21 protein-coding genes and 2 tRNA genes are annotated in these 26340 nt (G+C 55.1%); 10 read left to right on the top strand and 13 right to left on the bottom strand.

What is annotated here, in order from left to right; translation table 11 throughout:
* Positions 1-217 precede the first annotated feature (217 nt).
* Positions 218-293 (top strand) — tRNA-Asn (locus tag ACLPGZ_RS02125).
* Positions 294-407: 114 nt separating this feature from the next.
* On the opposite strand, the gene ACLPGZ_RS02120 is transcribed toward ACLPGZ_RS02125, so the two are convergent.
* A complete protein-coding gene (locus ACLPGZ_RS02120) occupies positions 408-854 on the bottom strand; it encodes an IrmA family protein (protein WP_115634889.1) in 447 nt (148 codons plus the stop codon).
* A 217-nt stretch (positions 855-1071) separates the two neighbouring features.
* Between ACLPGZ_RS02120 and ACLPGZ_RS02115 the strand changes: the two genes are divergently transcribed.
* The gene (locus tag ACLPGZ_RS02115) at positions 1072-2649 is read left to right on the top strand and encodes a Na/Pi cotransporter family protein (RefSeq protein ID WP_239055277.1); all 1578 of its coding nucleotides are present in this window, start codon (positions 1072-1074) and stop codon (positions 2647-2649) included.
* A gap of 242 nt (positions 2650-2891) precedes the next feature.
* Positions 2892-3980, top strand: a complete 1089-nt coding sequence (locus ACLPGZ_RS02110; RefSeq protein WP_035268966.1) for an AI-2E family transporter — start codon at positions 2892-2894, stop codon at positions 3978-3980.
* 104 nt (positions 3981-4084) lie between these two features.
* Here the strand turns inward: ACLPGZ_RS02110 and ACLPGZ_RS02105 are convergent, their stop codons facing one another.
* Complete coding sequence (locus tag ACLPGZ_RS02105) at positions 4085-4468, bottom strand: MAPEG family protein (protein WP_021446846.1); 384 nt, start codon at positions 4466-4468, stop codon at positions 4085-4087.
* Between the two features lie 111 nt (positions 4469-4579).
* Here ACLPGZ_RS02105 and ACLPGZ_RS02100 point away from each other — a divergent pair.
* A tRNA-Thr gene (locus ACLPGZ_RS02100) sits at positions 4580-4655 on the top strand.
* A 327-nt stretch (positions 4656-4982) separates the two neighbouring features.
* Here ACLPGZ_RS02100 and ACLPGZ_RS02095 read toward each other — a convergent pair.
* Entirely contained in the window at positions 4983-6041 is a 1059-nt protein-coding gene (locus tag ACLPGZ_RS02095) for a DUF1176 domain-containing protein (protein WP_429640969.1), read from the bottom strand.
* A 306-nt stretch (positions 6042-6347) separates the two neighbouring features.
* Here ACLPGZ_RS02095 and ACLPGZ_RS02090 point away from each other — a divergent pair, with 306 nt between their 5' ends.
* Together ACLPGZ_RS02090 and ACLPGZ_RS02085 are read left to right on the top strand one after the other, a co-directional pair.
* Positions 6348-6782 (top strand): hypothetical protein, encoded by a 435-nt coding sequence (locus ACLPGZ_RS02090; protein ID WP_239055275.1) that lies wholly within the window; start codon positions 6348-6350, stop codon positions 6780-6782.
* Positions 6783-6838: 56 nt separating this feature from the next.
* A complete protein-coding gene (locus ACLPGZ_RS02085) occupies positions 6839-7060 on the top strand; it encodes an aldehyde dehydrogenase family protein (RefSeq protein ID WP_239055274.1) in 222 nt (73 codons plus the stop codon).
* 50 nt (positions 7061-7110) lie between these two features.
* Here the strand turns inward: ACLPGZ_RS02085 and ACLPGZ_RS02080 are convergent, their stop codons facing one another.
* A complete protein-coding gene (locus ACLPGZ_RS02080) occupies positions 7111-8214 on the bottom strand; it encodes an AraC family transcriptional regulator (RefSeq protein WP_239055273.1) in 1104 nt (367 codons plus the stop codon).
* A gap of 307 nt (positions 8215-8521) precedes the next feature.
* Here ACLPGZ_RS02080 and ACLPGZ_RS02075 point away from each other — a divergent pair, with 307 nt between their 5' ends.
* From ACLPGZ_RS02075 to ACLPGZ_RS02065, 3 genes are all read left to right on the top strand, one after another.
* On the top strand, positions 8522-9661 hold the full coding sequence (locus tag ACLPGZ_RS02075; RefSeq protein WP_239055272.1) for a tyramine oxidase subunit B: 1140 nt from the start codon (positions 8522-8524) through the stop codon (positions 9659-9661).
* 74 nt (positions 9662-9735) lie between these two features.
* Entirely contained in the window at positions 9736-10158 is a 423-nt protein-coding gene (locus ACLPGZ_RS02070) for a Rid family hydrolase (RefSeq protein WP_042487671.1), read from the top strand.
* Positions 10159-10243: 85 nt separating this feature from the next.
* Positions 10244-11542, top strand: a complete 1299-nt coding sequence (locus ACLPGZ_RS02065) for an NAD(P)/FAD-dependent oxidoreductase (protein ID WP_239055271.1) — start codon at positions 10244-10246, stop codon at positions 11540-11542.
* A 71-nt stretch (positions 11543-11613) separates the two neighbouring features.
* Here ACLPGZ_RS02065 and ACLPGZ_RS02060 read toward each other — a convergent pair whose 3' ends face one another.
* The 8 genes from ACLPGZ_RS02060 to glcD form a co-directional block, all read right to left on the bottom strand.
* Positions 11614-13143, bottom strand: coding sequence for an aldehyde dehydrogenase family protein (locus ACLPGZ_RS02060; protein WP_239055270.1), 1530 nt, complete (start codon positions 13141-13143; stop codon positions 11614-11616).
* Positions 13144-13198: 55 nt separating this feature from the next.
* A complete protein-coding gene (locus tag ACLPGZ_RS02055) occupies positions 13199-14740 on the bottom strand; it encodes an aldehyde dehydrogenase family protein (protein ID WP_239055269.1) in 1542 nt (513 codons plus the stop codon).
* 197 nt (positions 14741-14937) lie between these two features.
* The gene (locus ACLPGZ_RS02050; protein WP_239055268.1) at positions 14938-15885 is read right to left on the bottom strand and encodes an AraC family transcriptional regulator; all 948 of its coding nucleotides are present in this window, start codon (positions 15883-15885) and stop codon (positions 14938-14940) included.
* Between the two features lie 126 nt (positions 15886-16011).
* Positions 16012-17478: an APC family permease gene (locus ACLPGZ_RS02045; protein ID WP_239055267.1), complete on the bottom strand. Its 1467-nt coding sequence runs from the start codon at positions 17476-17478 to the stop codon at positions 16012-16014.
* A 205-nt stretch (positions 17479-17683) separates the two neighbouring features.
* Positions 17684-18994: an alginate export family protein gene (locus ACLPGZ_RS02040; RefSeq protein ID WP_197313691.1), complete on the bottom strand. Its 1311-nt coding sequence runs from the start codon at positions 18992-18994 to the stop codon at positions 17684-17686.
* A 305-nt stretch (positions 18995-19299) separates the two neighbouring features.
* Positions 19300-20523 carry a glycolate oxidase subunit GlcF gene (gene glcF, locus ACLPGZ_RS02035; RefSeq protein WP_239055266.1) on the bottom strand — a complete coding sequence of 408 codons (1224 nt, stop codon included), beginning with the start codon at positions 20521-20523 and terminating at the stop codon, positions 19300-19302.
* Positions 20508-21593: a glycolate oxidase subunit GlcE gene (glcE, locus tag ACLPGZ_RS02030; protein WP_239055265.1), complete on the bottom strand. Its 1086-nt coding sequence runs from the start codon at positions 21591-21593 to the stop codon at positions 20508-20510. The genes glcF and glcE overlap by 16 nt, the downstream gene beginning before the upstream one ends.
* A complete protein-coding gene (gene glcD, locus ACLPGZ_RS02025; RefSeq protein WP_035268958.1) occupies positions 21593-23092 on the bottom strand; it encodes a glycolate oxidase subunit GlcD in 1500 nt (499 codons plus the stop codon). Before glcD ends, glcE begins: the two co-directional genes overlap by 1 nt.
* A gap of 195 nt (positions 23093-23287) precedes the next feature.
* Between glcD and glcC the strand changes: the two genes are divergently transcribed.
* On the top strand, positions 23288-24052 hold the full coding sequence (glcC, locus tag ACLPGZ_RS02020; RefSeq protein ID WP_051316371.1) for a transcriptional regulator GlcC: 765 nt from the start codon (positions 23288-23290) through the stop codon (positions 24050-24052).
* 9 nt (positions 24053-24061) lie between these two features.
* On the opposite strand, the gene ACLPGZ_RS02015 is transcribed toward glcC, so the two are convergent.
* Positions 24062-25642 carry a phytoene desaturase family protein gene (locus ACLPGZ_RS02015; RefSeq protein ID WP_137431372.1) on the bottom strand — a complete coding sequence of 527 codons (1581 nt, stop codon included), beginning with the start codon at positions 25640-25642 and terminating at the stop codon, positions 24062-24064.
* Positions 25643-26340 lie beyond the last annotated feature (698 nt).

Raw genomic sequence — 26340 nt, 5'->3', positions numbered from 1 at the left:
AACGGTCGCAAAGCCAATAAACAAAAGGCTTGCAACCATTTGCTACAAAGCGGGCTCATGAGCCTTATTGACCAGACGGTATGTTCCCAATGAAAAAATCAGGATTTACGCCTATTGCCAAGGCCGTATCCGGTTTTGCGTATATGAAAATAAATTTCTCAAAAAATACCTCTTTACAATCTCGATAGCCCTACCCTATAATTATTTTCTTTGCTGGTCCCCGATAGCTCAGTCGGTAGAGCGACGGACTGTTAATCCGCAGGTCCCAGGTTCGAGCCCTGGTCGGGGAGCCAAAAATACAAAAGCCCAGCTACGCAAGTAGCTGGGCTTTTCTACGTCTGGCCTCATGAAAAAAGCCTCTTGATTGCTCAAGAGGCCTTGTCTGCAAGGTCACTATCCAGAATCGCTTACTTGGCTCCTGCGGGTGTAATGCTGATCTCATACGGCACGAAGTTCTCCACTTCCAGCAGATCCTTGGCCAACAAATCAACACGCTCGCCATTCATCACTGCAGTCGCCCCCGTCACCACCACCCGCAAATTCTGATCGCAAGCGATTTCGTTATACCAATAACCAGTGGCATAGCGATCGGCACTGGAACTTCCAAAATCGTCCACCTCGATCACATCCTCGGCCACCAGCTTATTGTTCTTCTTGCTTAGCACCTGAATATGAACCCTCAGTTGCTGCACCGGCTCCATTTGGGAATCAAAAGTAAAGTTCGCAGCGCACATTCCCTGATTCGCAAAGACCGTATCGGAATGCCACATCTGCACCGCCTGTGCCTGGCCAGCAACCACACCACCCAGCAGCATGGTCCCTGCAGCCAGCTTCACACTTTTACGAAAATCCACATTGCCCTCTCTTTTGCAATAGAAGCCCAAGCGCTCTTATACACAAAAAAGAGAATGACCGCTGTGTTTGCAACATACGCTTCCAGAAACGTCCAGTTTGCACCACTGAAGCATTTCACTCCATAGGCTGCGTAACTGGCGATAATGCAGCATCCTGATTTCTATCCCGGTCTGTCGCGCCGGAACCTGCCGATTATTTCGCTGCTTGCACTCTTTTATGCTTGATACTCTTTTCCCCTTTTTAGGGGGGCTTGGCCTTTTCCTGATTGGCATGATGCTGCTGTCCGAAGGACTGGTGGCTTTTGCGGGTGGCTCTCTCAAGCAGATCCTGCTGGCGTTTACCGGCAGGCCCATCAAGGCCTTTGTTTCCGGCGCCCTGATTACCGCACTGGCCCAATCCTCTACCGCCACCACCGTCACACTGATTGGTTTTGTCAGTGCGGGCCTGATCTCCTTTACACAAGCCATAGGCGTAGTCATCGGTGCCAGTCTGGGCAATACCGCCACCGGCTGGATCATCTCTGGTCTGGGGCTGAAAGTGAATCTGGGCTTTTACACCCTGCCGTTGATCGGCTTGGGTGCCCTGCTCAAACTGCTCGCCCCCGGTCGCTATAAAGAGCTGGGTCGGGCACTGGCAGGCTTTGGCACTCTGTTTCTTGGATTGGGCATGCTGCAAGACGGCATGCAAGGGCTGGCAGCCAGCTTCAGCCTGGCCCATATGCCGACAGGAGGCTATGGCGCACACTTGTTGATCATGCTGACTGGCCTGGCTCTAACCGCCGTGCTGCAATCCTCGACCGCCGCAATCGCCATGACCTTGACCGCATTGGATGCCGGTGCCGTCAGCTTTGACCAGGCCGCCGCCATTGTCGTGGGTGCCTCCATAGGCACCACCCTGACCGGCGTGCTGGTTGCGATCGGTGGCACCATTTACGCCAAACGCACGGCCATTGCCTACATTCTGTTCAACGTTATTGCCGGTCTATTGGGGCTGCTGATCCTGCCCTTGTTCCTGAAAGCCATGTACACCACAGGCTCCTACATCAACGTTCCTCCCGGTGCATTGGGACTGGCGGCCTTTCACAGCCTGTTCATCGGCCTGGGGGCTGCCTTGTGCCTGCCCTTTACCCAGCAGTTTGCTCGCTGGGTACAAGGCCTGGTACCCGACCGGGCTGCCCGCCCCCAGCACCATCTGGACGACAGCTTGCTGCAAGTACCGGCCCTGGCCCTGGAAACCACACAACGCACCCTGGAAGAGTTGGCCCAGCGCCTGCTGAACCTGTATCAGCACAGTCTGAACATGAGTCGCCCCAGCACCGCCACTGCCGACCTGCAGCAAATCGAGACAGTCCTGGATCAAGCCTACGAATTTGTATTACGCATCCCCAGCGCTGCCGATGATCCCGCCGTTGCCGCCCGTATCAGCGCGCTCTTGCACACCATTGACCACATGCAGCGCCTGCGCAGCCGGCTGCAACATCCGCCCAGCACGGACCTGCAGGACAATCGTTACCAGCAAGCCCAAACCCTGGCCACAGAGCTAAATACCCTGGCGCAGCAAGGCCTGCACGGACAAGCCCCTGGTGATTGGCTGGAGCAAGTACAAGCCAGAGCCCAGGCCCTGGCTGATTTGTTAAGCGCCGTTCGCAGTCAGCTTCTAGCCGCGCCACAAAGCCATGATGATGTCTCACGCACCTTGCGCATCACAGACACCCATCGCTGGTTCGAACGCAGCAGCCAGCATGTCTGGCGCAGCAGCTATTACTTGCAGCTGGCTCGCCAACCGGAGCAATAAGCCCCAAGCCCATGCATCAACCCGGCTGGCGCCGCTACCCGCAAGCAGGCGCCCCAGCTTACCCTTCATACTTAAAGCAGCTTTTGGGGCTCTCCTGCCGCGCAAAACTCATATGACAAGAATATGCAAAACAAGCGTGTTTTAAAGCCCACAGAAACCCAATAAACAGATACCAAGATTCACGCTCATAGTAAGGATTCCCCCTTACAATCGGCTCAAATTCACGCTAATGGAAAAACTCCATGTCCACCCGGCCAAATCTACAATTCCATACCTTTTTGCTTTTGCTGGCCGCCGTATCCGCTGCCTTTGTCTGGATACTTCTTCCCTTTTATGGGGCCGTATTCTGGGGTGCCGTTCTGGCTATCTTGTTTACCCCTTTGCAACGCAAACTGCTGGCTAAAACCAAAGGCCGGCGGTCTCTATCTGCCCTGATCAGTTTGCTGGTCATCATTTTGATCGTCATTATTCCGGTCATCCTGATTTCCATTTCCCTGGTTCAACAAATCGCCTCTTTGTACGATTTGATGAATAGCGGTCAGCTCAATCCGGGCGCCTACCTGCAAAAAATACTGAATGCCCTGCCCCCTAGCGTGACAGATTTTGCCGCTCGTTTTGGTCTGCATGACTTTGCATCCCTGCAAGAGAAGTTCTCTGAGTTTGCCGTGCAAGGCGGCCAGTTCCTGACGAAACAAGCCCTGAACGTTGGCCAGAACACCTTCCAGTTCCTGGTCAGCCTGGGCATCATGCTGTACATGCTGTTCTTCCTGCTGCGCGATGGCGTGGAGCTGGGTCGTCATTACCGCCAGTTGATCCCTCTGAGCGAGGGCCAGAAAACCCATCTGTTCCGCAAATTCACCACTGTGGTACGCGCTACCGTCAAAGGCAATATCGCTGTGGCAGCCACCCAAGGTGCGCTGGGCGGGGTCATGTTCTGGTTCCTGGACATTCAAGGCGCACTGTTCTGGGGTGTGCTGATGGCCGTGCTGTCCTTGCTGCCTGCCGTGGGCGCCTCGCTGATCTGGGCTCCGGTTGCCATCTACTTCTTTGTCTCGGGCCACTACGTTCCCGGCATCATCCTGACCGCCTTTGGTATTTTGGTAATCGGCCTGGTAGACAACCTGCTGCGCCCCCTGCTGGTGGGTAAAGACACCAAGATCCCGGACTACGTGATCCTGATCTCCACCCTGGGCGGCTTGTCGATTTTCGGCCTGAACGGCTTTGTGATTGGCCCGCTGATCGCCGCCATGTTCATTGCCTGCTGGGACCTGTTCCCTTCGGCCGTCAGCGCCCGCGTGGAAGCGGAAGAGCAAGAAAGCAACGGCAAATAAAAACAGGCCAGCTTTGCGGCTGGCCTGCCAATAGTCCAAGCAAGCAATCCCAGGGCCTGTTCCATGCTTGATCAAAAGCACAGAACAGGCCCTTCTTCATTTCATCAAGTCCGCAGCACGGGCAGGAACACAATCCAGATATTGACGGCCAAGGCCAGGAACCACACCAGCGAACGCAAGGTGGCCTTGTCCATTATGTACATCAGCAAATACAGCACGCGCAGCACAATCCAGGAAATCATCAGGTTTTGCACGCGCAAGGCGTCCGCCCCCGACCACAAGGCCAACAAGACAGCCGCGTAAAAGAACGGTAAGGCCTCAAACGCATTGGCCTGCGCCGCATTGGCCCGACCACGCCAGCCCGACAGGCTGGCCAGCCACGGACGAGGCTCATGATTCGTAAAGCCCGCCCCACCGGCTTTGGCACAAATCGCCGCCAACCAAGGCAAGAAAGCCGCTACCACCAAACTGATCTTGATCCCCAGCATCATCGTCCCCTTCACAGGCTGAAAACGACCAACATAGCACGCCGCAGCCCAAATGCGTGCGCAGAATTTACAAACCCGAAAAAAACAGGATATACTTATCGTCTTAGGTTAGCCGATGTAGCTCAGTCGGTAGAGCAGCTCATTCGTAATGAGAAGGTCGAGGGTTCGATTCCTTTCATCGGCACCAGCTAATCTAAAACCATTGAAATAAAATAATCAATAATTTAATCGAATCAATGGTTTAGCTTCCTGACATCCGAAGCAATTAATCGCCCGCTTTCAGCTATTCCACATAGACGGCCCCAAAAAGCCCCACGACTGGCCTCATGCAAATAGGCATATGGCAAGCAATGCCAAACATGCAGCGGCCATAGCAAGCCAGCCCAGAAACCGTTAGGTTTCTCCGCTCACCCACACACCATTGCCGAGCTGAGAACAAAAAAAAATAAACCCCCAGGCTCGAAAGCCGGGGGGATCAGTACTCCAAGGCCACGTCGGTAGCTTTTTTATAACCTCACGGCCCGACCACTTGGCTGACATGCTCCGGAATATTCCAGGCGCCCCCAGCGCGAATCAGAGCACAGCGCCCGGTGTCGCCGCGTTCACTTTCAACAAAGTCGGTTCCATCCCAGACCGATGCCTCGTAACTCCAGCAATCGCCCAGGCCCCGCCCCTTCATGCTGGACGAGATCATTCCATTATCGTAATCAGTGGCGCTGGTACTTACTAACACCGGAGCAGACTGCATATTGTTATTGATCACAAAATAGGCTGCCCCACCGTTGTAAGCGGCTAACCAGCAAGGCGCGCTAACCAGGGAGAACTGCTGATTCAATCGTGCAATTTCCCATGGCTCGGACAGCATGTCAGCACTACAGGATTGTTCCTCATCAGCGGCAAGTACCTTCAACAGCACAGGCCTTATCAAGGCGTCCTCTTGCGCTGTCATGGGGCGCAGGCTTTTATCCACTACCGGGGCACGGTTGATAACTGGCGTAGCAATAGGTGCCTTGACCGTAGCCTCGCTGCCCTTCCCTTTACGCAGAATAGCCCCTGGCGTATTGACACGTCCTTGAACGTCATCCATTTTCAGCAAGACGGCACTTGAGCCTGCCCCCGAGAATGCATAAGTGCTGCCATTCCCACGAAAGGAAATTACGGCGTTTTTTTTCAAGGCTGCCAAAAACTGGGCTAACTGCGCCTCACTCATTTGCCAAGACTCGTCCACCGCGACACTCAGTGAACCGGCTTTACGGCCCGCAATAACAAGTTCTGGCAATGCGTCTTTTGGCCACTCGGGATCGTCGTAGTGTGCAAGCATGACTCTATTTGCCACCGGCTCTCCACTGCCCGCTTTACGCGTCAATAACACCGTTGAACCCAGCTCCTCACCATCAGCCGCATAACCGGCGGCGCGGCAGGTTAACGTGTTATCGCAACGTAGATCCCAGTCTTTATGAGAAAACGTCACTGGCGCCGCGTTAGCCGCTGCACCTCCCATACAAAACACTAGCGATATGGCGGCTGTTCGTACTGAAAAAAACGCACTGTGATCTTGTTTTTGCCCGCTCATTTTCTCTCCTCCCTAAGGTGTTATCTGGATACACAGCACATATTACGTCGCGGCAACGCTAAATGCGTTTTCCCAAGCCCATGTCAGAAAACCACATTAAACGTCTGACCGCGTGCGTTCGTGACATTATTCTGTTCAATCGCCTCTTGCAAGGCTTGGTGCTATCTGGCTAAGCCACAGGCACCTGGCTCGCCCTGTTTCCGTTTGTGCTCGTATCAATCCTCTGTATAGAATGCAGACGAAAAAGCCATGCAAGGTTTATCAAACGATAGATAATCAAACCTCATCCAGGTCGAGTAAATTCTGATGCGCAAATATCTGAACCCTATTGCAGTTGGCTTGCTCAGTTTCCTCGCCGTTGCCAGCCATGCGGCTTCTCCGGACTTTTCCGTCACGACTGAAGATCTTAAAAAGCTGCGCTCGACCTCCGTCATGCCACGCGAAGCGAATCCCTCGGCAGCCACACCCAAAGATCCGGCCAAGGACTCGGAGTTCAGCAGAAACTTCCAGAAGGCGATGAACAATGAGGAAAAGGCACGCCAAGCGGCACGAGAACAGCAACTGGAGCGCAACCGCCTGCCCCAGCTTGAGCAGAACAGAAACCCGGCCAATCGCTTCGGCCCACCCAATAACAAGAAAGAAAATATGGGGATTTATTTTGATGCCGACGGTACCGCGGCTACCTCTTGCCGAGAGGACGAGCTAGGAAAGACTCGTTGCAAGGTTCGTGAGCTCAGGTAGAAACCAGCCCCAGTCATACAGCCTGCGCGCTGTTTTCAGGGACGAGCCTTAACGGTTTGAAGGCACTCATAGACCATCCAACGAATTGGGGCCCGGCTTGTATCCAGAGCTACGTCTGGATCAACCGATACTTCAACCTGACGAGCGGCTCGCCCTTTGGTGACATGAAGGAAAGCGGCCTAGGACGCGAATACTGCCGTGAAACCTTGAGCATGTACTCGGAACTGAAAGCCATCACGGTGCAAAACAGCGTACCGCAACCTGGGTTTGCTGTTTGAGCCAAGCAAGCATCAAAGGGGGAGCTGAAAAGGGATAAAAAACACCAGCCTCAGCTTTGCCGCCTGGAGAAACGACGCGGGGAAGCCCGCGTCCACTCTTTGAAGGCGCGCGAAAAAGTCGCGGTATCCGAATAACCGAGCTGCTCGGCAACGACGGACAAAGGCAGATCAGCAGACTGCAACATGGCTTGTGCTCGCTCCTGGCGAACGGTCTGCAATACGCTACGAAAAGATGCCCCCTCTTCCATCAAGCGTCGACGCAAAGATCGAGCCGACATCTCCAGAACCAAAGCAATGGAATCGCAATCTACCGGCGCACGCCCCAAACGCCGGGCAATCGCTTCCTCTACTTGCTCTGTCACAGCTTTCGCCACCGTAATCTCTGGTCCCATCAGGTCCAGCAAATGACACTCCAGCACAGACTTGAGCCGGGTATCCTGAAACCCGCTGGCACGGGAAAACTGCCGATCCAAGTCGCTGTTGCGCATCACCAGCTGATTGGCAACCTGGTTGCCAAAGACAGGAGCTCGGAAAAACCGCTCCAAGGTCTGCTCTCGCCCCACAATCGAATGTTCAAAATGAACTTCAATCGGCTTCCAGCCTGGTGTCGCCAGTTGCTTGAGCATCAAGGCCATCCCTGCCATCGTAAACTCGGCATCCTGGCTGCGCGGCCAAATGGCCCGATTCTGAATCCGGTAACTAAGCGTGGTGGTCTCAGCCTGAGCTGTCACATCCAGGGATGTTCTGGTTTGCCAATGGCCTTGAAACATGCCAAACGAATCCAGCGTAGCGCGCAAACTCCCCGCTGCCACAAACAAGGCATGAAATGGACCCATTTCTTCCAGGCCAAACTTCGCCCCCATCTCCAATCCCAGATAAGGCCGATCAAACTTCCTGGCGGCATGCTCGAGCAAGGACACATAGCGATGCAAAGGGACCCGCTCGTAAGGGGTTGCCGTCTGATTTCGATAAAAACCGTATTCACGCAATAGCGTATCTACCTGATGCCCATGCTCTGACAAAGCGTCAACCAAAGCACTCAGATACAAGGTTCGTATTGTGGCCTGCCTATCCTCAGTCGGATTAACGGCATTTGGACAGACCGAGTCCAGGCCGCAAGCCACACCCACCGACCCGTCAAGACCCTGGTTCATCTTCCCCCCCTTTTTGTTTCCTGCTTCTACCTATCCACCGGTATCAAGCCAATCCGTAATATCTCTTTTTTTATGCTGGCTTAAATCTTCAAGCTTCAATTAACAAGAAGTTTTACGCTATATATAACTTATAAAATCAGCCACTTGCAATATCGGTATTTACCCCTGCCCTTATTTTTTACCCGCCAGATCAGTCTCAATGCGAGCTGGCCTATTCTGCAAATTCTCTATCCCGCTTTGCAATTTCCCCACCTTCGTCGCTGGGGCACCATGTCATTGCAAATAACGCACTACAAGGATATGAGACATGAGCACCTCGACGAAGATCGACTTTATCTATCTGTCCGAACAGGACATGGTTCGTGCTGGCGTGACCGATATGGCCAGTTGCGTAGATACGATGGAGGAGATGTTCAGCCTGCTGCACCATAACGACTACCGAATGGCAGGAGCCAACAACAACTCGCACGGGTCCATTGTTGTCTTTCCGGAGAACTCCCCCTTCCCCGACATGCCAAAACCGACCCCTGACCGGCGCTTTATGGCCATGCCCGCCTATTTGGGCGGACGTTTCCGTACGGCGGGGATGAAATGGTACGGCTCCAATATAGAAAACCGGGAAAAGGGGCTGCCACGCTCCATCCTGATGTTTGTGCTCAATGACGCGGACACCGGAGCACCATTGGCATTTATGTCTGCCAACCTGTTATCCGCTTATCGCACAGGAGCCATTCCAGGTGTCGGTGCGCGTCATCTGGCACGCAAGGACTCCAAGGTGGTCGGCATCCTGGGCCCCGGTGTCATGGCTCGCACCTCCCTGTCTGCCTTTATGGCCGTGTGCCCGCAGATTGACACCGTCAAGGTCAAAGGACGCGGCCAGAAAAACCTGAACGCTTTCCTGGCCTGGCTCGCGGAAACCTTCCCACAGATCACCACGGTCCAGGTTGTAGAGACCGATGAAGCTGTGGTTCGGGACAGTGACATCGTGACCTTCTGTGGTTCGGGAGCGGTTGGGGACCCCTCCACCTATCCCACTGTGAAGCGCGCCTGGGTTCGCCCCGGCACCTTTCTGGCCATGCCCGCGCTAGGCAACATCGATCAGGGCATGGAGTCCCCCGAAATTCGCAAGGTTCTGGACCATATCGGTCTTTATGACGCCTGGTACGAAGAGAACCCCAAACCCGTCCATGCCAGTGTGCCTGTAGTAGGGATTCGCTTCATGGATCTGATCGCTGAAGGCCGCATGTCCCGCGACCAGCTGGAGGATCTGGGCCAGATCGTGGCCGGAGAAGCACCGGGCCGCCGAAACGATGAAGAAATCATCATCATGTCCGTGGGCGGAATGCCGGTTGAAGACGTGGCCTGGGGAACAGTGGTGTATCGCAATGCCCTCAAGCAAGGCATTGGTACCCGCCTCAATCTCTGGGACGAACCCGTTCTGCGTTAATCCCATGTGGCCACACAAGCAGCCCCTACCACCTTGTGTGGCGCTTTCATCACCGCCTCTTTCAGGACATAAACATGACCTCTATCGTCAAAGTCAAAACGGGCTCCAAATTTGAAGAGTTGGGCAGCTACTCGCGTTTGGTTGCCGTCGACAATCTGATCTTCATGTCCAACACCGCCGGACGCAATCCCCGTACCAAGCTGATTCCCACCGACTTGCGCGAACAAACACTGCAAGTACTGAGCAATATCGAAACCGCACTGGCCTCAGTCGACGCCTGTCTGGCAGATATTGTTGCTGCTCGCGTCTTCATCCAGTTTCCTGAGGATGTGGACACCATCATGCAGGTATATGGTGAAAAAATGCGTGGAATCAATCCAACCCTCACCATGACCAGCCCTCCTCTGGGCTCACCCGAGTACAGGGTAGAAATTGAAGTGACGGCCTATCGCGGTGCCTCCAAAGGCACGATCAAAGAGCTGACCATTACCCCTTGAAAAGCGCCATGCGGTTGACGGTGACCGGTGTCGCGCCGCATGGAACGAGACATCCGGTCTACTCTACAGTCCAAGGAGACGAGCTGTGGCTCCCGTCATCACTCCTGTATCCAGCTCTATCGAGCTGCCAGACTCTTCAACCGTTGTTATTATCGGCGCGGGCATCATTGGCCTTAGCGCCGCCCTGACCCTGGCCGAACGCGGCATCCCCGTTGTTGTGCTTGAAAAGGGCCGTATCGCAGGCGAGCAATCCTCCCGCAATCTAGGCTGGGTGCGCAAAATGAGCCGTGCGGCACCTGATGTACCGTTGGCCCTGGCCGCCGACCAGCTCTGGTCCCAAATGCCTGAACGCCTCGGAGCCGATGTGGGCTACCGTCAGGCTGGCATTATGTACCTGGCCCGCAGCGAGGCTGAAATGCAGCAGCATGAGCAATGGCTAGCCTCGGTTCGGCATCTATCGCTGGACTCTCGCCTGCTCAATCCTTCCCAGATCAATGATATGGTGCCTGGTGGTCAGGGTCGGTGGGCGGGCGGTATTTATACCCCTTCTGATGGTCGCGCCGAACCCACCTTGGCCTGCAGTGCCATTGCGCAGGCTGCCCTGAAAAAAGGGGTTCTGATCGTCGAAAACTGTGCCGTCCGTAACTTGATCATGTCAGCAGGCCGCGTCAGTGGCGTCATGACCGAACGCGGCGCAATACACTGCGAACAGGTGCTGTTGGCAGGCGGCCTCTGGTCTCGACGCTTTCTGGGGAATCTGGGAGTCTCACTGCCAACACTGCCCCTGGTGGCCTCTGTCGTGCGCACCGCTCCTTTGGAGGGCCCTGCGGATATTGCCGTCGGTGCCCCCGACTTCTCATTTCGCAAGCGCCTGGACGGCGGCTTTACCATTACGCAACGCGGGGCTCTGTATGCTCCCTTGATGCTGGACAGTCTGTTACTGGGCAGGCAGTACCTGCCCATGCTGCGTGCTCAATGGAAAAATGTACGTATTTCTCTAGGCCGTGACTTCCTGTCGGATCTTATGTTGGGACGCCGCTGGAAAGAACATCAAATTTCTCCCTTCGAACGTATCAGAACGATGGACCCACCTACCTTGCCTGCTCTGAATACAGAAGCCATGAACAACTTGATTGCAGCCTGGCCCGTTTTTCAGCACGCCATTATCAAGCAAGCCTGGGGGGGCATGATTGATGTCACCCCGGATTCCCTGCCCGTCATTTGCAAGCTGGAACAGATTCCTGGGCTCACCTTGGCCAGTGGATTTTCAGGCCACGGTTTTGGTACTGGTCCGGCCGCTGGTCAATTGGCCGCAGATCTGATTTGCGATACTACTCCTCTCGTCGATCCGGCTCCCTATCGCCTCGATCGTTTTCAACAATAAAAACAAATCGCGGCGACCCTCCACTATCGGGGTCGCCGCGACAATCAGACACGTCACTACAGACTCAAAGATTAATAGCCAACCATCGCTCCACGATCCAGACGCATACAAACTGCCTTCGGTTCGGTGTAGGCCTGGATAGCCTCGCTGCCAAACTCACGCCCCACCCCGGACAGTTTCCGGCCGCCAAACGGCACGGCCAAATCCAGCACATTATGGGTATTGAGCCAGACCGTCCCGGCATCAATCCGGTCGGCAAGCAGGTGAGCCCGCTCCAGATCACGCGTCCAGATACTGGCGGCCAGACCGTAGGGCGTGTCATTGGCCAGATCGACCAGTTGTGAGGACTCCTCGATACGCAAGGCGCAGACCACAGGTCCAAACACTTCCTCACGCATCACGGGCATTTCACGCGATACCTCCGTCAACACGGTAGGCTGATAAAACCAGCCTGCCTCGCCAATCATATCGCCGCCTGCCAATGCCACCGCCCCCTCATCCAGACTAGAGCGAACCAGGCCAGCCACCCGCTCCCGCTGGCGAGCAGAGATCAATGGACCTATTTGAGCTTGAGGATCAGCACCCGATCCCAATTTCAGCGTCCTGGCGATATCGGCCACACCCGCAATCACTTCCTCATACACCGCGGCCTCAATCAACAAGCGCGAGCCCGCTGTACATATCTGACCTGAATTGGAAAAAATAGCGGCAGCCGCCCCAGGCACTGCTCGGCTCAAATCAGCATCGGCCAAAATAATGGTGGGGGATTTGCCACCCAGCTCCAGAGTGACACGTTTCATGGTCGGTGCCGCTGCTGCCCAAATTCGCTGCCCTGTCGCGGTAGAGCCAGTAAACGAGATCTTGCGCACCAGGGGATGTTCGACCAGAGCCGCTCCTGCATCATGGCCATAGCCCGTGACAATATTGACTGCACCTGCTGGAAAGCCCGCCTCCAGAATCAACTCCCCCAAGCGCAAGGTCGTCAAGGAGGTTTCTTCAGATGGTTTGAGGACAACAGTACATCCACAAGCGATTGCCGGTGCCAATTTCTGAATAGCTTGTCCCAGAGGAAAGTTCCAAGGGGTAATTCCGCCCACGACGCCCATGGGCTTACGTTCGGTATAAGCCCGGTAGGACGCCCCATCCTGAACCAGAGGTGAAAGGGCAATATATTCGCCGGAAATTTTAGAACTCCAACCTGCAAAATAACGCAGCGCCTCGATCGCAAAAGGAATATCAATCATGCGTGTGACACTTAACAGCTTGCCGCTATCCAGGGACTCGAGCTGAGCCAGTTCCTCTGCATGTTCTTCGATCAGCAAAGCCAAACGCTCCAACAGTCGCCCCCTGTCCAAAGGACGCATGGACCGCCAGGCCTGACTCTCAAAACAACGGTGGGCCGCCATGACAGCATGGTCCACATCCGCCGCCGTACAAGCTGGAATCGTCGTAATAAACTCGCCCGTTGCCGGATTGAGCACATCAATCCGTCGTGCTGACGGGGAGGCCCCACTGAGCTTTCCATCCAATAACAACAGGCCTTCAGGCATACGTATTTCAGATAAGGCCAGGTCCGGATTTAAAACAGATGCTTGCTTCATAAGTGTCTCTGCTTATTCAAGTAAAAATAGATGTGGTGCGTGCACGGCTGTGCCATCAAGGCAAATCCGTTGTGTCCATCTGAAGATAGTGGTGAACGGAACTCTTCAGACGGGTATGTGCCAAAACCGCCTCCTCGCTCAGGTCATGCCCCATGCCCGAGCTCTTCCAGCCACCAAATGGCAAGCTGACATCAAGCGTATTGTGGGTATTCACCCAGACAGAGCCGGCCTGAAGCTTGCGCGTCATATAGCGCACCCGGTCCAGATCTCGACTCCAGATGCTGGCACCCAATCCAAACTCGGAGTCATTAGCCAAGCTCACCGCCTGGGCATCATTCTCAAACGAGGCAGCCACCAGAACAGGGCCAAATATTTCTTCACGCACGACCCGCATCTGCGGGTTCACCCCGGTAAGCACCGTCGGCCGTATATAAGCCCCAGGATGATCCAGGCCTTGCCCGCCCGTGCGCAACGAGGCTCCTTCTCGAATCCCTTCTTGCACGTAAGCGAGCACACGCTGACTGTGAGCGCGATTGACCAAAGGGCCCATCGCACTTTGCGAGTCCAGTGGAGCTCCCAACGTGATGGACTCGGCAATCGCACTAATACCGTCAACAACCTCATCAAAGACACGGGCATGAGCATACAGGCGTGATCCCGCACAACAGTTCTGACCATGATTGGCAAAGATGGCCCAAGCGGCCTGAGGAATAGCACGCGACAGATCGGCATCCTGGGCAATAATGACGGGCGATTTACCGCCTAACTCCAGGCTGAAACGTTTAAAAGCCCCTGCCGCATCCAGCGCAATCTGCCTGCCAACCTCGGTAGAACCGGTAAAACTCACCATGTCCACATCCGGGTCCCGCACTAACGCAACCCCCACCTCAGGCTCACTGCCTGTCACCACATTAAGTACCCCTTCAGGCAGGCCTGCCTCTAGTGCCAGCTGTGCCAGGTACAAAGCAGTCAGCGGAGTTTGGGGTGCCGGCTTCAAAACGATAGTGCAGCCCGCCGCCAGTGCCGGTGCAATTTTCCAGATCGCAATCCCCAGAGCAACATTCCAGGGGACAATGGCAGCCACCACTCCTACAGCTTCTCGAAACGTGAAACCATCCAGCTCGCCGTCAGGCACATAGGGAACCGACAAAGGGGTCGTTCGCCCCGACAGTTTGGTCGCCCAACCCGCCATATAACGCAACACATGAGCCGAGTAATGCACGTCCACATGCAAGGTGTTCTGCAACAAGCGCCCGCTACACACTGTCTCGATTTCCGACAAGGGGCGAGCATGTTGCTCCAGCAAATCAGCCAGGCGCAGCAAACAGGCCTCACGCTGATGGGGGCGATACCTTGACCAAGCTCCCCCTAAAGCCTTTTTGGCTGCCGATACGGCATCTGCCACATCCAGCATCCGAGCCTGTCCGGCATGGGCGAAAACCTGCCCGGTGCTTGGGTCTTGCAACGCATACGTCGACGCAGCCCTGACCTGCTTTCCACCGATATGAAAGCCATGTGACGAGTCCAGAAAAGAGCGTGTGCTCTGCCCGAGCGATCCATAATCATTGTCCAGACGCAATTCAATCTCCACAGACATGCCGCCCCTGCGGTCTGCACGATCAGGCCGCTTGGCAACATTCAAAACAAAGTTGATTCAATCTTCAGTGCACAGCTCATGGACTTCGACCAGGAGTCTGCTAGCCACTCCAGCGTAGCAATCCAGCTCCGGCGGCAATAGGCACCAATGCGCAGCCACTATCCCTTAAGTGCAGCAAAAAAAGAGCCGTGTCGCCGTCAGCGAGGTTTGAGAACTTCGGAGGGACTTTGACCGAATCGCGCCCTGAAATCACGTGCAAACTTTCCCAGATGGAAAAAGCCATAACGTGTCGCGATGTCCGTGACGTTCTCCCCTGTTTCCCGAGCATCCAGCAAGGCGGATCGGGCTGCCTCCAGCCGCATGCGCTTTAACTGTGCGCCAGGTGTGGTCTGCCGGAAATTGCGAAATCCGGCATGCAAGGTGCGACGGCTGACGCCCACCGCCTGCACCAGATCGTCAACACAGATGGGGGCCGTTAAATGAGCATGCATATATTCTTCTGCTCGTTTGATGAAAAATGGAGCCGGACTCGTTGTTGCCGAGCAAGCGGGTTGCGCTAATTTGCGTGGCAAGGCACGAACGGCATTAACGACTATTTTTTCAATGGTCTGCCGAAATGCGGGCAAGCCCAGCAAAGAAGCGCCACTGGTCGTGTCCTCGCAAATCGCCTGCAAGATTCCTGACAAGGCCCGTGCCTGACCGTCGGCATTGATACGAGCTATTTCAAAAAAGGCACGCTGCCCCCCTGGACTTAGCCCATCTTCCTCATCCAGGGAATCAATCAGTGCCGCATTCAGCTGCAAGGTCAGGTGGGTGTAGTCTGCCGACATTGAGGAAACAAATGTCTCTCCGGGATGCACGACATACAACATACCTGGCCGAACCTCAAAATGAGCACCCGCCTGACGGTACTGGGCCATGCCACTTAACGGAATCTTGAACAAGTAGTGATCGCTCAGTTCCTGGGCCTCAAGGCTGACAACACCAGCGGGTACGCCATACTCGATGAAATGCAAGGAGAGTCCCTGCAGCAGCAAGCGATTATGCGTAAAACACACGGCTTGCCGCGTATCCAGTTCTAACCGATGCGGGGCGAGAATTGCGCTCAAGTGTTCACGCGCCTGATCCGCAAACCGTGTATTCATCGCCGGAAACCCCTCCAGCCTCAACGCAGGGTTCACACACCCTGCCTGGCTTCGGGCCTGACGTTGAGCTGTTGTCTCGTATCTCATCTCGCCTCCGCTTGAATCAAGAATTCCTGCACCGGCCAATCAGGCGGCTGCGGGTACCAGTACCTCCTCCTCAACTCGGGTGGAGCCCACTTTGAGGTAGACCGATGGCCGATTGCGTTTCAGCCAACTGCCATGCAGATAGCCCGCAATGACCACCACCAGGAACAGAAATGGCAGGTTATTGACCAGAACAGAGTCCGTACCTGTCAGTGCCGAATAATTAGCCAGTGACAAGCAGGTCGCAATGGCCAGGAGCAGACCCGCTAGCAAAGGGGCGCCTGTCTTGGCCAAAGAATATTCACCACGTCGGATGAAAAAGACGCAGATAGAAAAAGATGTAGTCGTGAGCAAACACATCAAGCCCACTGCCCCCATGGATGAAAGACTTGTCGCCAGATTGAGCAAAGGGTCCAGGCCGGCCAAGGCAAAAGCGCCAATCACCACAATAAAAATACAGGTCAAGAAGATACACGCCACATACGGCGAACCATGTTGCGGATGAACCTTGCCCAGCACAGCCGGAATCAAACCGTCGCGCGCCACCGCAAACAAATAGCGGGCAATGTTGTTGGCAAAGCCCAGGGCAGCGGCAAACAGGCTGGTCACAACCAGCAGATTCAATGCATGACGGCCTAACTCGCCCAAATATTGTTCACCTATGCCGGTGAGCAAACGTCCCGGGTCTGCGGCGGCCACTGCCTGCAGTTTCTCGGGAGTCACGCTCAACACCAGGCACCAGGAAGAAAAGACATAAAACGTCCCCAACACCAAAATGGCACCGTAGGTTGCCCGTGGAATCGTCACCAGGCTATTTCTGGCCTCTTCTCGATAAATAGCGGTTGCCTCAAAACCAACCACACCATTGATGGCATAGATAATGGAGATACCAAAACCAGGCGCCAGCACGGCAGCAGGCGTAAAGCTGCTGAAATCCAGGCCGGTAAATCCGACGTGGTACAAAATCAGCACATCCAGCACCAGAATGAAGGCCACCTCCAGAATCAACAACACCGCCAGCACTTTAGCCGCCATCGTAATTTTTCGATAGCTTAGGTAGGCAATCAAGGCAACACTGATCGCGGCCCACATTTCCCAGCGTGTAGTGACGCCGAAAACCTCTTGCACAAAATCAGTGGAAAAAAAGGCCATCGCCCCCAAGGTTGAGGTAGATGCGCAGATATAGGCAATGATGGCCACATAGGCGGCTGCCACCCCCACCTGTTTGTTCAGGCTGGTCGCAATATAGGCGTAAAAGGCCCCCACATTTCGCACATGGGGAATCATGCGCACATAGCCCACCGCAAAGATCAGCATCACCAGGCAAATCAGCAACATGGTGCCAGGTGTGCCCGCACCATTGCCAAACGCAAAAGCCAGTGGAACCAGCCCGCCCAACACCCCCAGAGGGGCAGCACAGGCCAGAATCATGAAAATAATGTCAGCAGTGCCCAATTGACCAGGAATCAAACCCGGCTTGGACACTGATCGCGCATCAATGTGGCTCATTGTTGTCTCCGTTTTCGTATTATGTGATTTATGCGCCATGTGCAATTAATGCTAATTTGTCGCTCTGAAAGCAGGTATTGCCGTTCTTCCCCGAAAATTTGCAATTCCGGCCAAATAAGCCGAAATGCATAAAAAATCAGGTACCGAGCAAGCTGATGTGCCAAGACAGCTCAACGCAAGCAAACACATGGATTTCAAAGCAGGATCAGAAACTGGCGCTGAGGACCAGTTGCGTATAGATATTGGTTGAGGCATTTCTGTTCTGGCTGCCGCCATTGGCCTCATACTGGCGTGGCTTATATAAGCCCACCAAAGGGGTAATGGTGATGTGGTCCGTCACCGCCCAGTCCAGATACAGATCGACGGCATTGGCATCACTGTTGAGCACATCTCGATTGGCAACGGTTCTGTAGTTATAGAAAATCGCGCCTACAGTCAGATTGTCATAAGGTCGGGCTCGCAAGGAGATGGCATGTACCGCCAAATTGCTGGCAAATGCACCTGGGACATAGTTTCCTGCTACCTCTCCATGCGTCCAGCCATCATCCAAGTACCCACCCGTAAAGAAGGGATCCCAGCGCTTTGAGTAATGGCTGTAGCGGTAACTGATTTCCGGACTCCAGGCCATATCGGCAAAGGTGTAGCCAGCTTGAACAGACCACGCCGTTTCATGGCCAGACTGCTTGTCCTGACGAGCCAAATCGAAGCCGAATTTGGCATTTTCTATACCCGCGCTTCCCTCTCCGAACAGGCCGTAAATGTTCATATTCTTGCGCTCCAATGCCATGGCATCGGCGTACTGCTTATCTACATCCAGACCCCGGATATAACTGAAGCCTACGGTCCCTTCAGCAGCGGTGTACTCGACCGTCCCAACCGCCATTTCCGTCTTGGCCATTGCCGGGTTGTCGGACTTGATCCACATGGCACTACCATGCAGCCCCTCCTTGCCGCCCAAACGTAAAACAGCGGTCTTGGCAAAAGAATGACGAGGGCCCAGATAGTAAGCACCACCTCGATCAAACTCCCTGCCCATGCCTCGGCCTGGATTGGCTGCATCGTCATAGACCAGAAACCCTCGGCCAACCTTGATGCTCTGCCGACCAAAGGAAATATCAATGCCATCCTGGCCCAAGAAGGGAAACAAGCTCCCCGAGCGCCACCCCACATAGGCATCCTCAAAACTGGTGCGCCTCTCTTTTCCTATCGAATAACCGCCAGGGTCGCCGTCGCCCCAAGTGCCAGAGCTGATCAAGGCCAGGCTACCGTACACAGAGCCAGCACCAATGCGGTCCGTTTCACCACTTAAACCATATTTGGCAAACCCTTCCTGCCATCCAAAACGGCCTGGACGACCTATATAGTTATGCTTGCTGTTCAAGACACCAAAGACAACGGTCAGATCAGCATTGAGCTCAGTACCCTCTTCACGATAGAGCTCGTAGGCTTGAGACTGAGGAATAGAGACGCATAAGATGCCCGCAGCGAGCAAGGATGCGCGAATGATTGAGTGCATGGAGCAACTCCTTTCTTTCTTATAGGAACTACAGCCTGAAATCATCCTGTGGGATGCCGATGTATGCAGAACCTGTGCTAAGCGCCAGAACCTTGGCATGCAGCAACAAATTCAAGCCCTATCAGGCTAAATAGCCCCCCTCCTGTCCCGCTATCCCATTCGCGCAGATGGCAGCCCTTTCCTGCACTTATTCACCAAACTGGCGAAAACCGCCCTTCCGCCCGTCGCTCGCGGCCTGGACGAAATAAAAAAAGCCCGCTTTTTTAAGCGGGCTTTCACTTCACTGTAGAAGTACAGCTATACGTTCAGGTAGACAAAAACTCATCCACCAACTCAATCCAATGCTTGACCGCAGTCCGACCCGCTCCATTCAAATGATTCCCGCAGGCCATATTGGCCGTGACAATCAGGTCAGGCTTGCTGCTTTCCAGCGCATCCATCTTGCGATCCCGCAGGCGTCCTGCGATCTCGGGCTGAGTCAATGAATAGGTGCCCGCCGAACCGCAGCACAAATGGCTATCCGGCACCGCGCCCAGATCAAAACCCAGGCGAGTCAACACGGCCTCAACTCGCCCCCCCAGTTTTTGCGCATGCTGCAAAGTACACGGACAATGGAAAGCCAGGCGTGGGCGGGTTTGCGTGTTCAGGCATTCTTCCAAAGGCTGCTCTTCCAGCACTTCGACCAGATCCTTGGCCAGTTCACTGACGCGGCGAGCGCGCTCGGCGTAGGCCGGATCGTTCCTGAACAGGTCCACGTACTCTTTCACAAAAGCGCCGCAACCGCTGGAGGTCTGCACAATCGCCACAGCTCCCTGTTCGATCTGCGGCCACCAGGCGTCGATATTGCGACGCGCCTGCTCCAGGCCCTGTTCTTGCGCACCCAAGTGAAAAGACGAAGCGCCACAGCAGCCTGCCTGAGCGATGGGCGTCACGCTGATGCCCAAGCGATCCAACACCCGGGCCGTCGCAGCATTAATGGAAGGCGCCATGGCTGGCTGAACACAGCCTTCCAGCATCAGGACACGCTTGCTGTGCCGCTGTGCGGGTCGTGTCAAATCCGAATTTTGCTTGGGCGGGATTTTTTCCTGTAAAGAAGATGGCAGCAAGGGACGCATGGTTCGCGCTACCCCCAGCAAGGCACTGACTCGAGCAGGCTCTGGCAAAATCTGCGTCAGTGCGACTCGCATGGCACGGTCCTTCAAGGGACGCTTTACTTTGGGCTCCAGTGCGGCCCGACCTATATCCAGTAAGTTGTGATACTTCACCCCCGAAGGACAGGTGGTTTCACAATTGCGGCAGCTCAGGCAACGATCCAGGTGATGCTGGGTCAGCTCCGAGGTCGCTTTGCCTTCCAGGAACATCTTGATCAGGTATATCCGGCCACGGGGGCCGTCCAGCTCGTTGCCCTGGTCCAGATAAGTCGGACAGGTGGCATTGCAAAACCCACAATGCACACAGGAGCGCAAAATAGCTTCAGCTTGCTCGGCTTGCGGTAGTTGCTGAGCCCATGGTGTCAGTTGTGTTTGCATGTGGACTCCGCCGAAGGAAAGAGACGACCTGGATTAAAAATGGCAGCAGGATCCAGCTGTTGTTTCAAACGCTGATGCCATATCAACAAGGACTCGGGCAAGACATCCTGCCCTGCACCTGATCCGGACCAGCAACGGGCATGCCCTTTCAAAGCTTGAGCCTGCGCGTGAATCTGCTCGGCAGCAGCATCGGACTTCAGCCACAGCTGTGTCCCACCCCAATCCACCAGAACCTGGCCGGGCCATGTTTGCACTGGGGCATCGACTGGCAAGGCGATCCGCCACAAGGTGCCGGCTTGCTTGAAGAACTCCAGGCGCTGCTCGCACAAATCGTCCCAATAGGACAAGTCCAAAGCCTCCCCACCGATTTGCTCTTGAGCCAATTGCACTGAGCTGTCGCCACCTTCCAGACGCAAATGCAAACGTCCGTCCTGCCAAGCTGCGCCCGTAATGGGACGGCTTTGGTCACGCCAACTGCGCAATAAACCGGCGATTTCCTGCTGGGCTACCTCCAGAACCAGGCTGGCACGGCTACGTGGGCGAGGCAAGACTTTGAAAGACACCTCGGTAATCACACCCAAAGAACCCTGTGCGCCGACCATCAGCCGCGATACGTCATAACCGGCGACGTTCTTCATGACCTGGCCTCCAAAACGCATATGTGTGCCCATGCCACTGATCAAACGGCAGCCCAGTACATAATCTCGTAATGAGCCTACCCAGGGACGACGCGGTCCCGACAGACCACAGGCGGTGGCTCCACCAACAGTGGCGCGGCCATCAAACAGAGGCGGCTCAAAAGGCAGGCATTGGCCTTGCTCGTTCAAGATCGTTTCCAGCGCTTGCACGGAAGTCCCGGCACGCACCGTGACGACCAGTTCCGCCGGATCGTAATCGACCACCCCTTCATGGCCTGCCAGGCTCAGCTCTTGCCCCTGCACGGCTTTGCCTAAAAAAGCTTTGGTATTGCCGCCTTGCAAACGCAAGGGGGTTTTAGTGGCCAGGGCTTGCTGGACCTGCTCCAGCAATTCAGCGCTGCGATCCTGATTTTTATGTTCTACGGTACTCATCAGAAGCGCTCCAACTCTGGGAAAGGCAATTGCCCGTGATGGATGTGCATGCCGCCCATTTCTGCACAGCGATGCAAAGTGGGAATGTTCTTGCCGGGATTCAGCATGGTTTTGGGATCAAAGGCAGCTTTGATCGCATGGAAAAACTGCAGCTCGTCTTCATTGAACTGCACACACATCTGATTGATTTTTTCTCTGCCTACGCCGTGCTCGCCGGTAATTGTGCCGCCGACTTCCACACACAATTCCAGAATCTTGCCGCCCAAGGCTTCGGCTCGCTCCAGCTCGCCAGGTTGATTGGCATCGAACAGAATCAGCGGGTGCATATTGCCATCGCCCGCATGAAACACGTTGGCGACGCGCAGGCCGTACTCTTCGGAAAGCTCGGCGGTTTTCTTCAGCACATAAGCCAACTGACGACGCGGAATGGTGCCGTCCATGCAGTAATAGTCGGGAGAAATCCGGCCTACAGCGGGAAAGGCATTTTTACGACCGGCCCAGAAGCGTTGTCGCTCCTGCTCGTCCCGCGCAACCCGCACTTCTTGCGCGCCGGCCTTGAAAAGAACCTGCTCAACACGAGCCACATCGTCCTGCACGTCTTCCAAAGCGCCATCAATCTCGCAAAGCAAGATCGCTTGTGCATCAACAGGATAGCCAGCGTGGATAAAGTCCTCGGCTGCGCGGATGGACATTTGATCCATCATCTCCAGCCCTGCCGGCACAATGCCTTGGGCAATAATCTGGGCCACGGCATCAGCTGCTTTTTCCACTTCGTCAAAGCTGGCCAGCAGCACCACCGTACAGGGGGGACGTGCCAGCAACTTGACAGTAATTTCCGTGACTACCCCCAGCATTCCTTCGGAACCCGTAAACAGGGCCATCAAATCAAAGCCGGGCGTATCCAGAGCTTCGGAGCCCAAAATCAATCGTTCGCCTGTGACGGTAATCACTTCCAGACGCAGGATATTGTGTACGGTCAGACCATATTTCAGGCAGTGCACACCGCCCGCGTTTTCCGCTACGTTGCCCCCAATTGAACAGGCAATCTGCGAAGACGGGTCCGGTGCGTAATACAAGCCAAAGGGTTGGGCCGCCTGAGAGATCGCGATATTACGCACGCCGGGCTGAACGCGAGCAATCCCGGCTACAGGGTCCAGATCCAGAATCTGGTTCAAGCGCGCCATCACCAGCAAAATACCCTGCTCCAAAGGCATGGCACCGCCCGACAAGCCGGTACCCGCACCACGAGCCACCACCGGCACGCCGACTTCGTGAGCCAAGCGCATCACGGCCTGTACCTGCTCCACATTACGGGGCAAAACGACCAGCAAGGGTTTGGCGCGATAAACACTCAGTCCATCACACTCGTAAGGATGCAGTTGCTCATCAGTGTGCAGCACATCCAGGCCGGGAATATCATCACGCAAACGGCTAAGCAGCTGCATCCTGTCCACGCGGGGCAGCACACCGTCCAGTTTTTCGTCGTAGCGCAAGCTCATGACGCCTCCTGTCTTTTAAAGTCTCCTGAAACGGATGGTCTTTGATGCGGGCTGGCTTGTCCAGCCGTCAGGCTACTGGTCCGACCAGTTTTTACCCTAAGAGAGTATTAGGGTTTATCTTTATACTTATAAATCAGACAGATAGATAATCAGCTTGTTATCATTTCCACAGGCATACAACTGGTCTGACCACGAATGAAAATGCAGGAACCCAAGCGTTTGGAAGTCACCGCCGAGCTGGTCGCCCAACGCATCGAAACTTTTATTATGGATGGCGTCCTGAAACCGGGACAAGTCCTGCCCTCCGAGCGGCAACTGACGCAAAGACTGGCGGTGTCCCGATCTGCCCTGCGCGAAGGGCTACAAATCCTGCGCGTGCGCGGCTTGATTGAAACCCGACATGGCAAAGGTTCCTTTGTCGCCAACCTGATTGATTCAGCCGTCAGCAAGCCGCTGGAGCACCTGCTTCAAGCGCAAGGGCGCACTCTATATGACTTGCTGGAAGTGCGTGAACTGCTGGAAAGCGAGGCGGCTCAACTAGCCGCCTCCAGGGGGACCGAAGCCGATCACATCATGATACGACGACGCTTTCAGGAACTGGAGGATCTGCAAATGCAGGATGCAGCGCCTGAACAGGTTGCGCGGGCAGATCATGCTTTTCATGCGGCAATCTGTGAGGCCTCGCACAACCCGGTGCTGGTACATATGATCAGCCTGTTCAACGATTTGATGTTATCTACGGTGCGCGTGTCCGTGCAGCACCTGTATCCCGACCATGACTCCAAACGCAGGTTGGACAGACAACATGCGCGTTTATGCAATGCCGTCACGCAAGGCCAAGCTGACTTGGCCCGACGCGCCGCCAAAGAACATATCGATGGGATACGACGACAACTACAGGAGATGGAGGCCAAACAGCTGCGCCTGGAACATGCCCGGCAACGTCTGAATGGCCTTTAGTTCTTTGACTTACTTCGCCAACAGATTGGCCAGCATATAACCTGATCCGGCCCCCGTCCCTGCACCGGGCCAGGTCGAGGCGCCGCACAAATACAGATCCTTGATCGGCGTTTTGTATTTGGAGTAACCGGCCACTGGACGGAAGAAGAAGTTCTGATCCAGATGGTGGCTGCCCGAGAGGTTATCACCGCCAATCAAGTTCGCATTGAACTGCTCCAGATCCTGGGGCGACATGATATGGCGGGCCAGGATCTTGCTACGCAGGCCCGGCGCATAACTTTCAAGCAGATCCAGGACGCGCTCTGCATATGCATCCTTAAGCTGCGACCAATCGCCAGCGGCAATCTTGCCAGAAGCGTCGCCTTTGACTTGGGCGGGCAGCACACGCACTTGAATCCACAAAGTATGTTTCCCCTCCGGGGCGCGCGAAGGATCCAGTGCTGTACCTTGTCCAACCACAAGAACTGGCTCGGCAGGCAATAAACCTGCAGCTGCTTCGGCATAGACGCGGCTCATCATGGCCATATCGGGTGCCAGATGGACGTAGGAGAAACGCTGCAGCTCGGTGCCAGCTGTCCAATCAGGCAAGCCATCCAGAGCCAAATGGATCATCATGGTGCCCAATCCGGGGCGGAAGGCATCGACTTTCTTCTGATAATCTTTGGGAACGGTAGCAGACTGCACCAGACGACCAAAGACGAGCTGAGGATTCAGATTCGCGATGACCGCCTTGCGTGCCTTCAAGCGGCGACCATCGGCCAAAACAACACCACTGGCGCGACCATTCTCTTGTTCAATTGTCTGCACGGGGGCATTCAACAGCAGCTCACCGCCCAACTCCTGCAGCAAGCTCGTCATGGCACGGATAATCGTGTCAGCACCGCCCTGCCCGATCACCATGCCGAAGGCTTGGTTGGCCATGGACTCCAGATAAGGAAACAAGGCACCGCCTGCTGTGTCTGGTGTGAAATCCACATGCAGCCCCCAGGCTGCCATCATGGCTTTCACTGAGTCGCTCTCGAAATGGCGGTCCAGAAAGTCACGAGGCGTCGCCAGCAGCAATTGCATCAGCTCTGCAACGCCATCCTTGCCCAGCTCCCGCCAGCTCTTCCAGGCGCTTTTCATCAAGCCCCAAGAAGGCATAGGGCTACCGAGCACAGCAAACAAATGGGGAGCCTTGCTCTGGAAGTCATCCAACATGGCTTGCCAAGCCTGCGCGTCCTTCTCAGAAACAGCTCGAATACGCTTCAAGGTCGTTTCCAGGTCTGTACTGACGCCCAAATAACTTTGATCCCGGAACACGCTGGCAAAGCAATGCTCTGCGGGGACGAACGCCAAGCCATGGCGAGCCAAAGCTTCTTTATGGCGCTGGAAGAACGCAGAGCCTGCGAAGGAGGACAGGTTCATGGCGCACACATCATGCTTGAAGCCGGGCAAGGTCAACTCCTGAGTGCTGACCGCACCACCCGCCGAACTCTTGGCTTCCACAACCTGAACTTTCCAGCCTTTACTGGCCAGTTCAACCGCTGCTGCCAAGCCGTTGTGCCCTGCCCCAACCACAATCGCGTCTACTACTGTCTCTGCACCCACGGGCAACTCCTTTAGCTCTAAAGTATTTACCCGTATTCTACGGCGCAAAGAGAAAACTGAGTAGGAATTTCAGGAGGATCAGGGAGGACGAATACAGGCAGTGACTAAGTACGCTACAGCCCTAAGCTAAGGAGACAGATGCCGGCAGTTGCAGGCGCCAATCTTGGTAGACAAAGCTGATTGGTGCGAAAAGCTCAGTTGCTAATGCTACAAGCGCGAAGAGTAGAGCGGCCACTCTGCAGCGATGATCCAGCCACGTTGTCTGCAACTAAAGCATTAAACGCGCTATGCGCACCAATCATAGAGCAGGCCCCCCTCATGCCGATCAGAGTCACTACCCGGGGCAATCAGCAGCAGCAGACGAAGAAGAAGAAGAAGAAGAAGAAGAGGTGGTCTGTCGCCGCGTCTCAACAACAAACAGTCAGCACAGCAAGAGTAGAACGACCGACCACCCTACAGGTAAGCAGCGACGGATTGAACGTCAATTTTCTTGTGCAGGGGCAAGATGCCAGGACCGACCTACTAGGCTTAGGCCAATCGGCGTCGGTAAGAACACGGAATACACGCAGCCCAGAACGGGCCAGGAGGGGGGGGCGGTGCGCCTGAACCGGGTGATCCAGCGTCAGGCCTTCGAGCAATCCGAGACAGGCCGGTAGCCTGCGCTTTTGTCGCCGCCTAAAACAAAACCCCCGCAAGGG

It is taken from the genome of Alcaligenes sp. Me129 (assembly GCF_050487245.1).
GTDB classification, from domain to species: domain Bacteria; phylum Pseudomonadota; class Gammaproteobacteria; order Burkholderiales; family Burkholderiaceae_B; genus Alcaligenes; species Alcaligenes phenolicus.
Note: the sequence above shows the minus strand (reverse complement) of the source record. Positions and strands in the feature narration are given on the sequence as shown.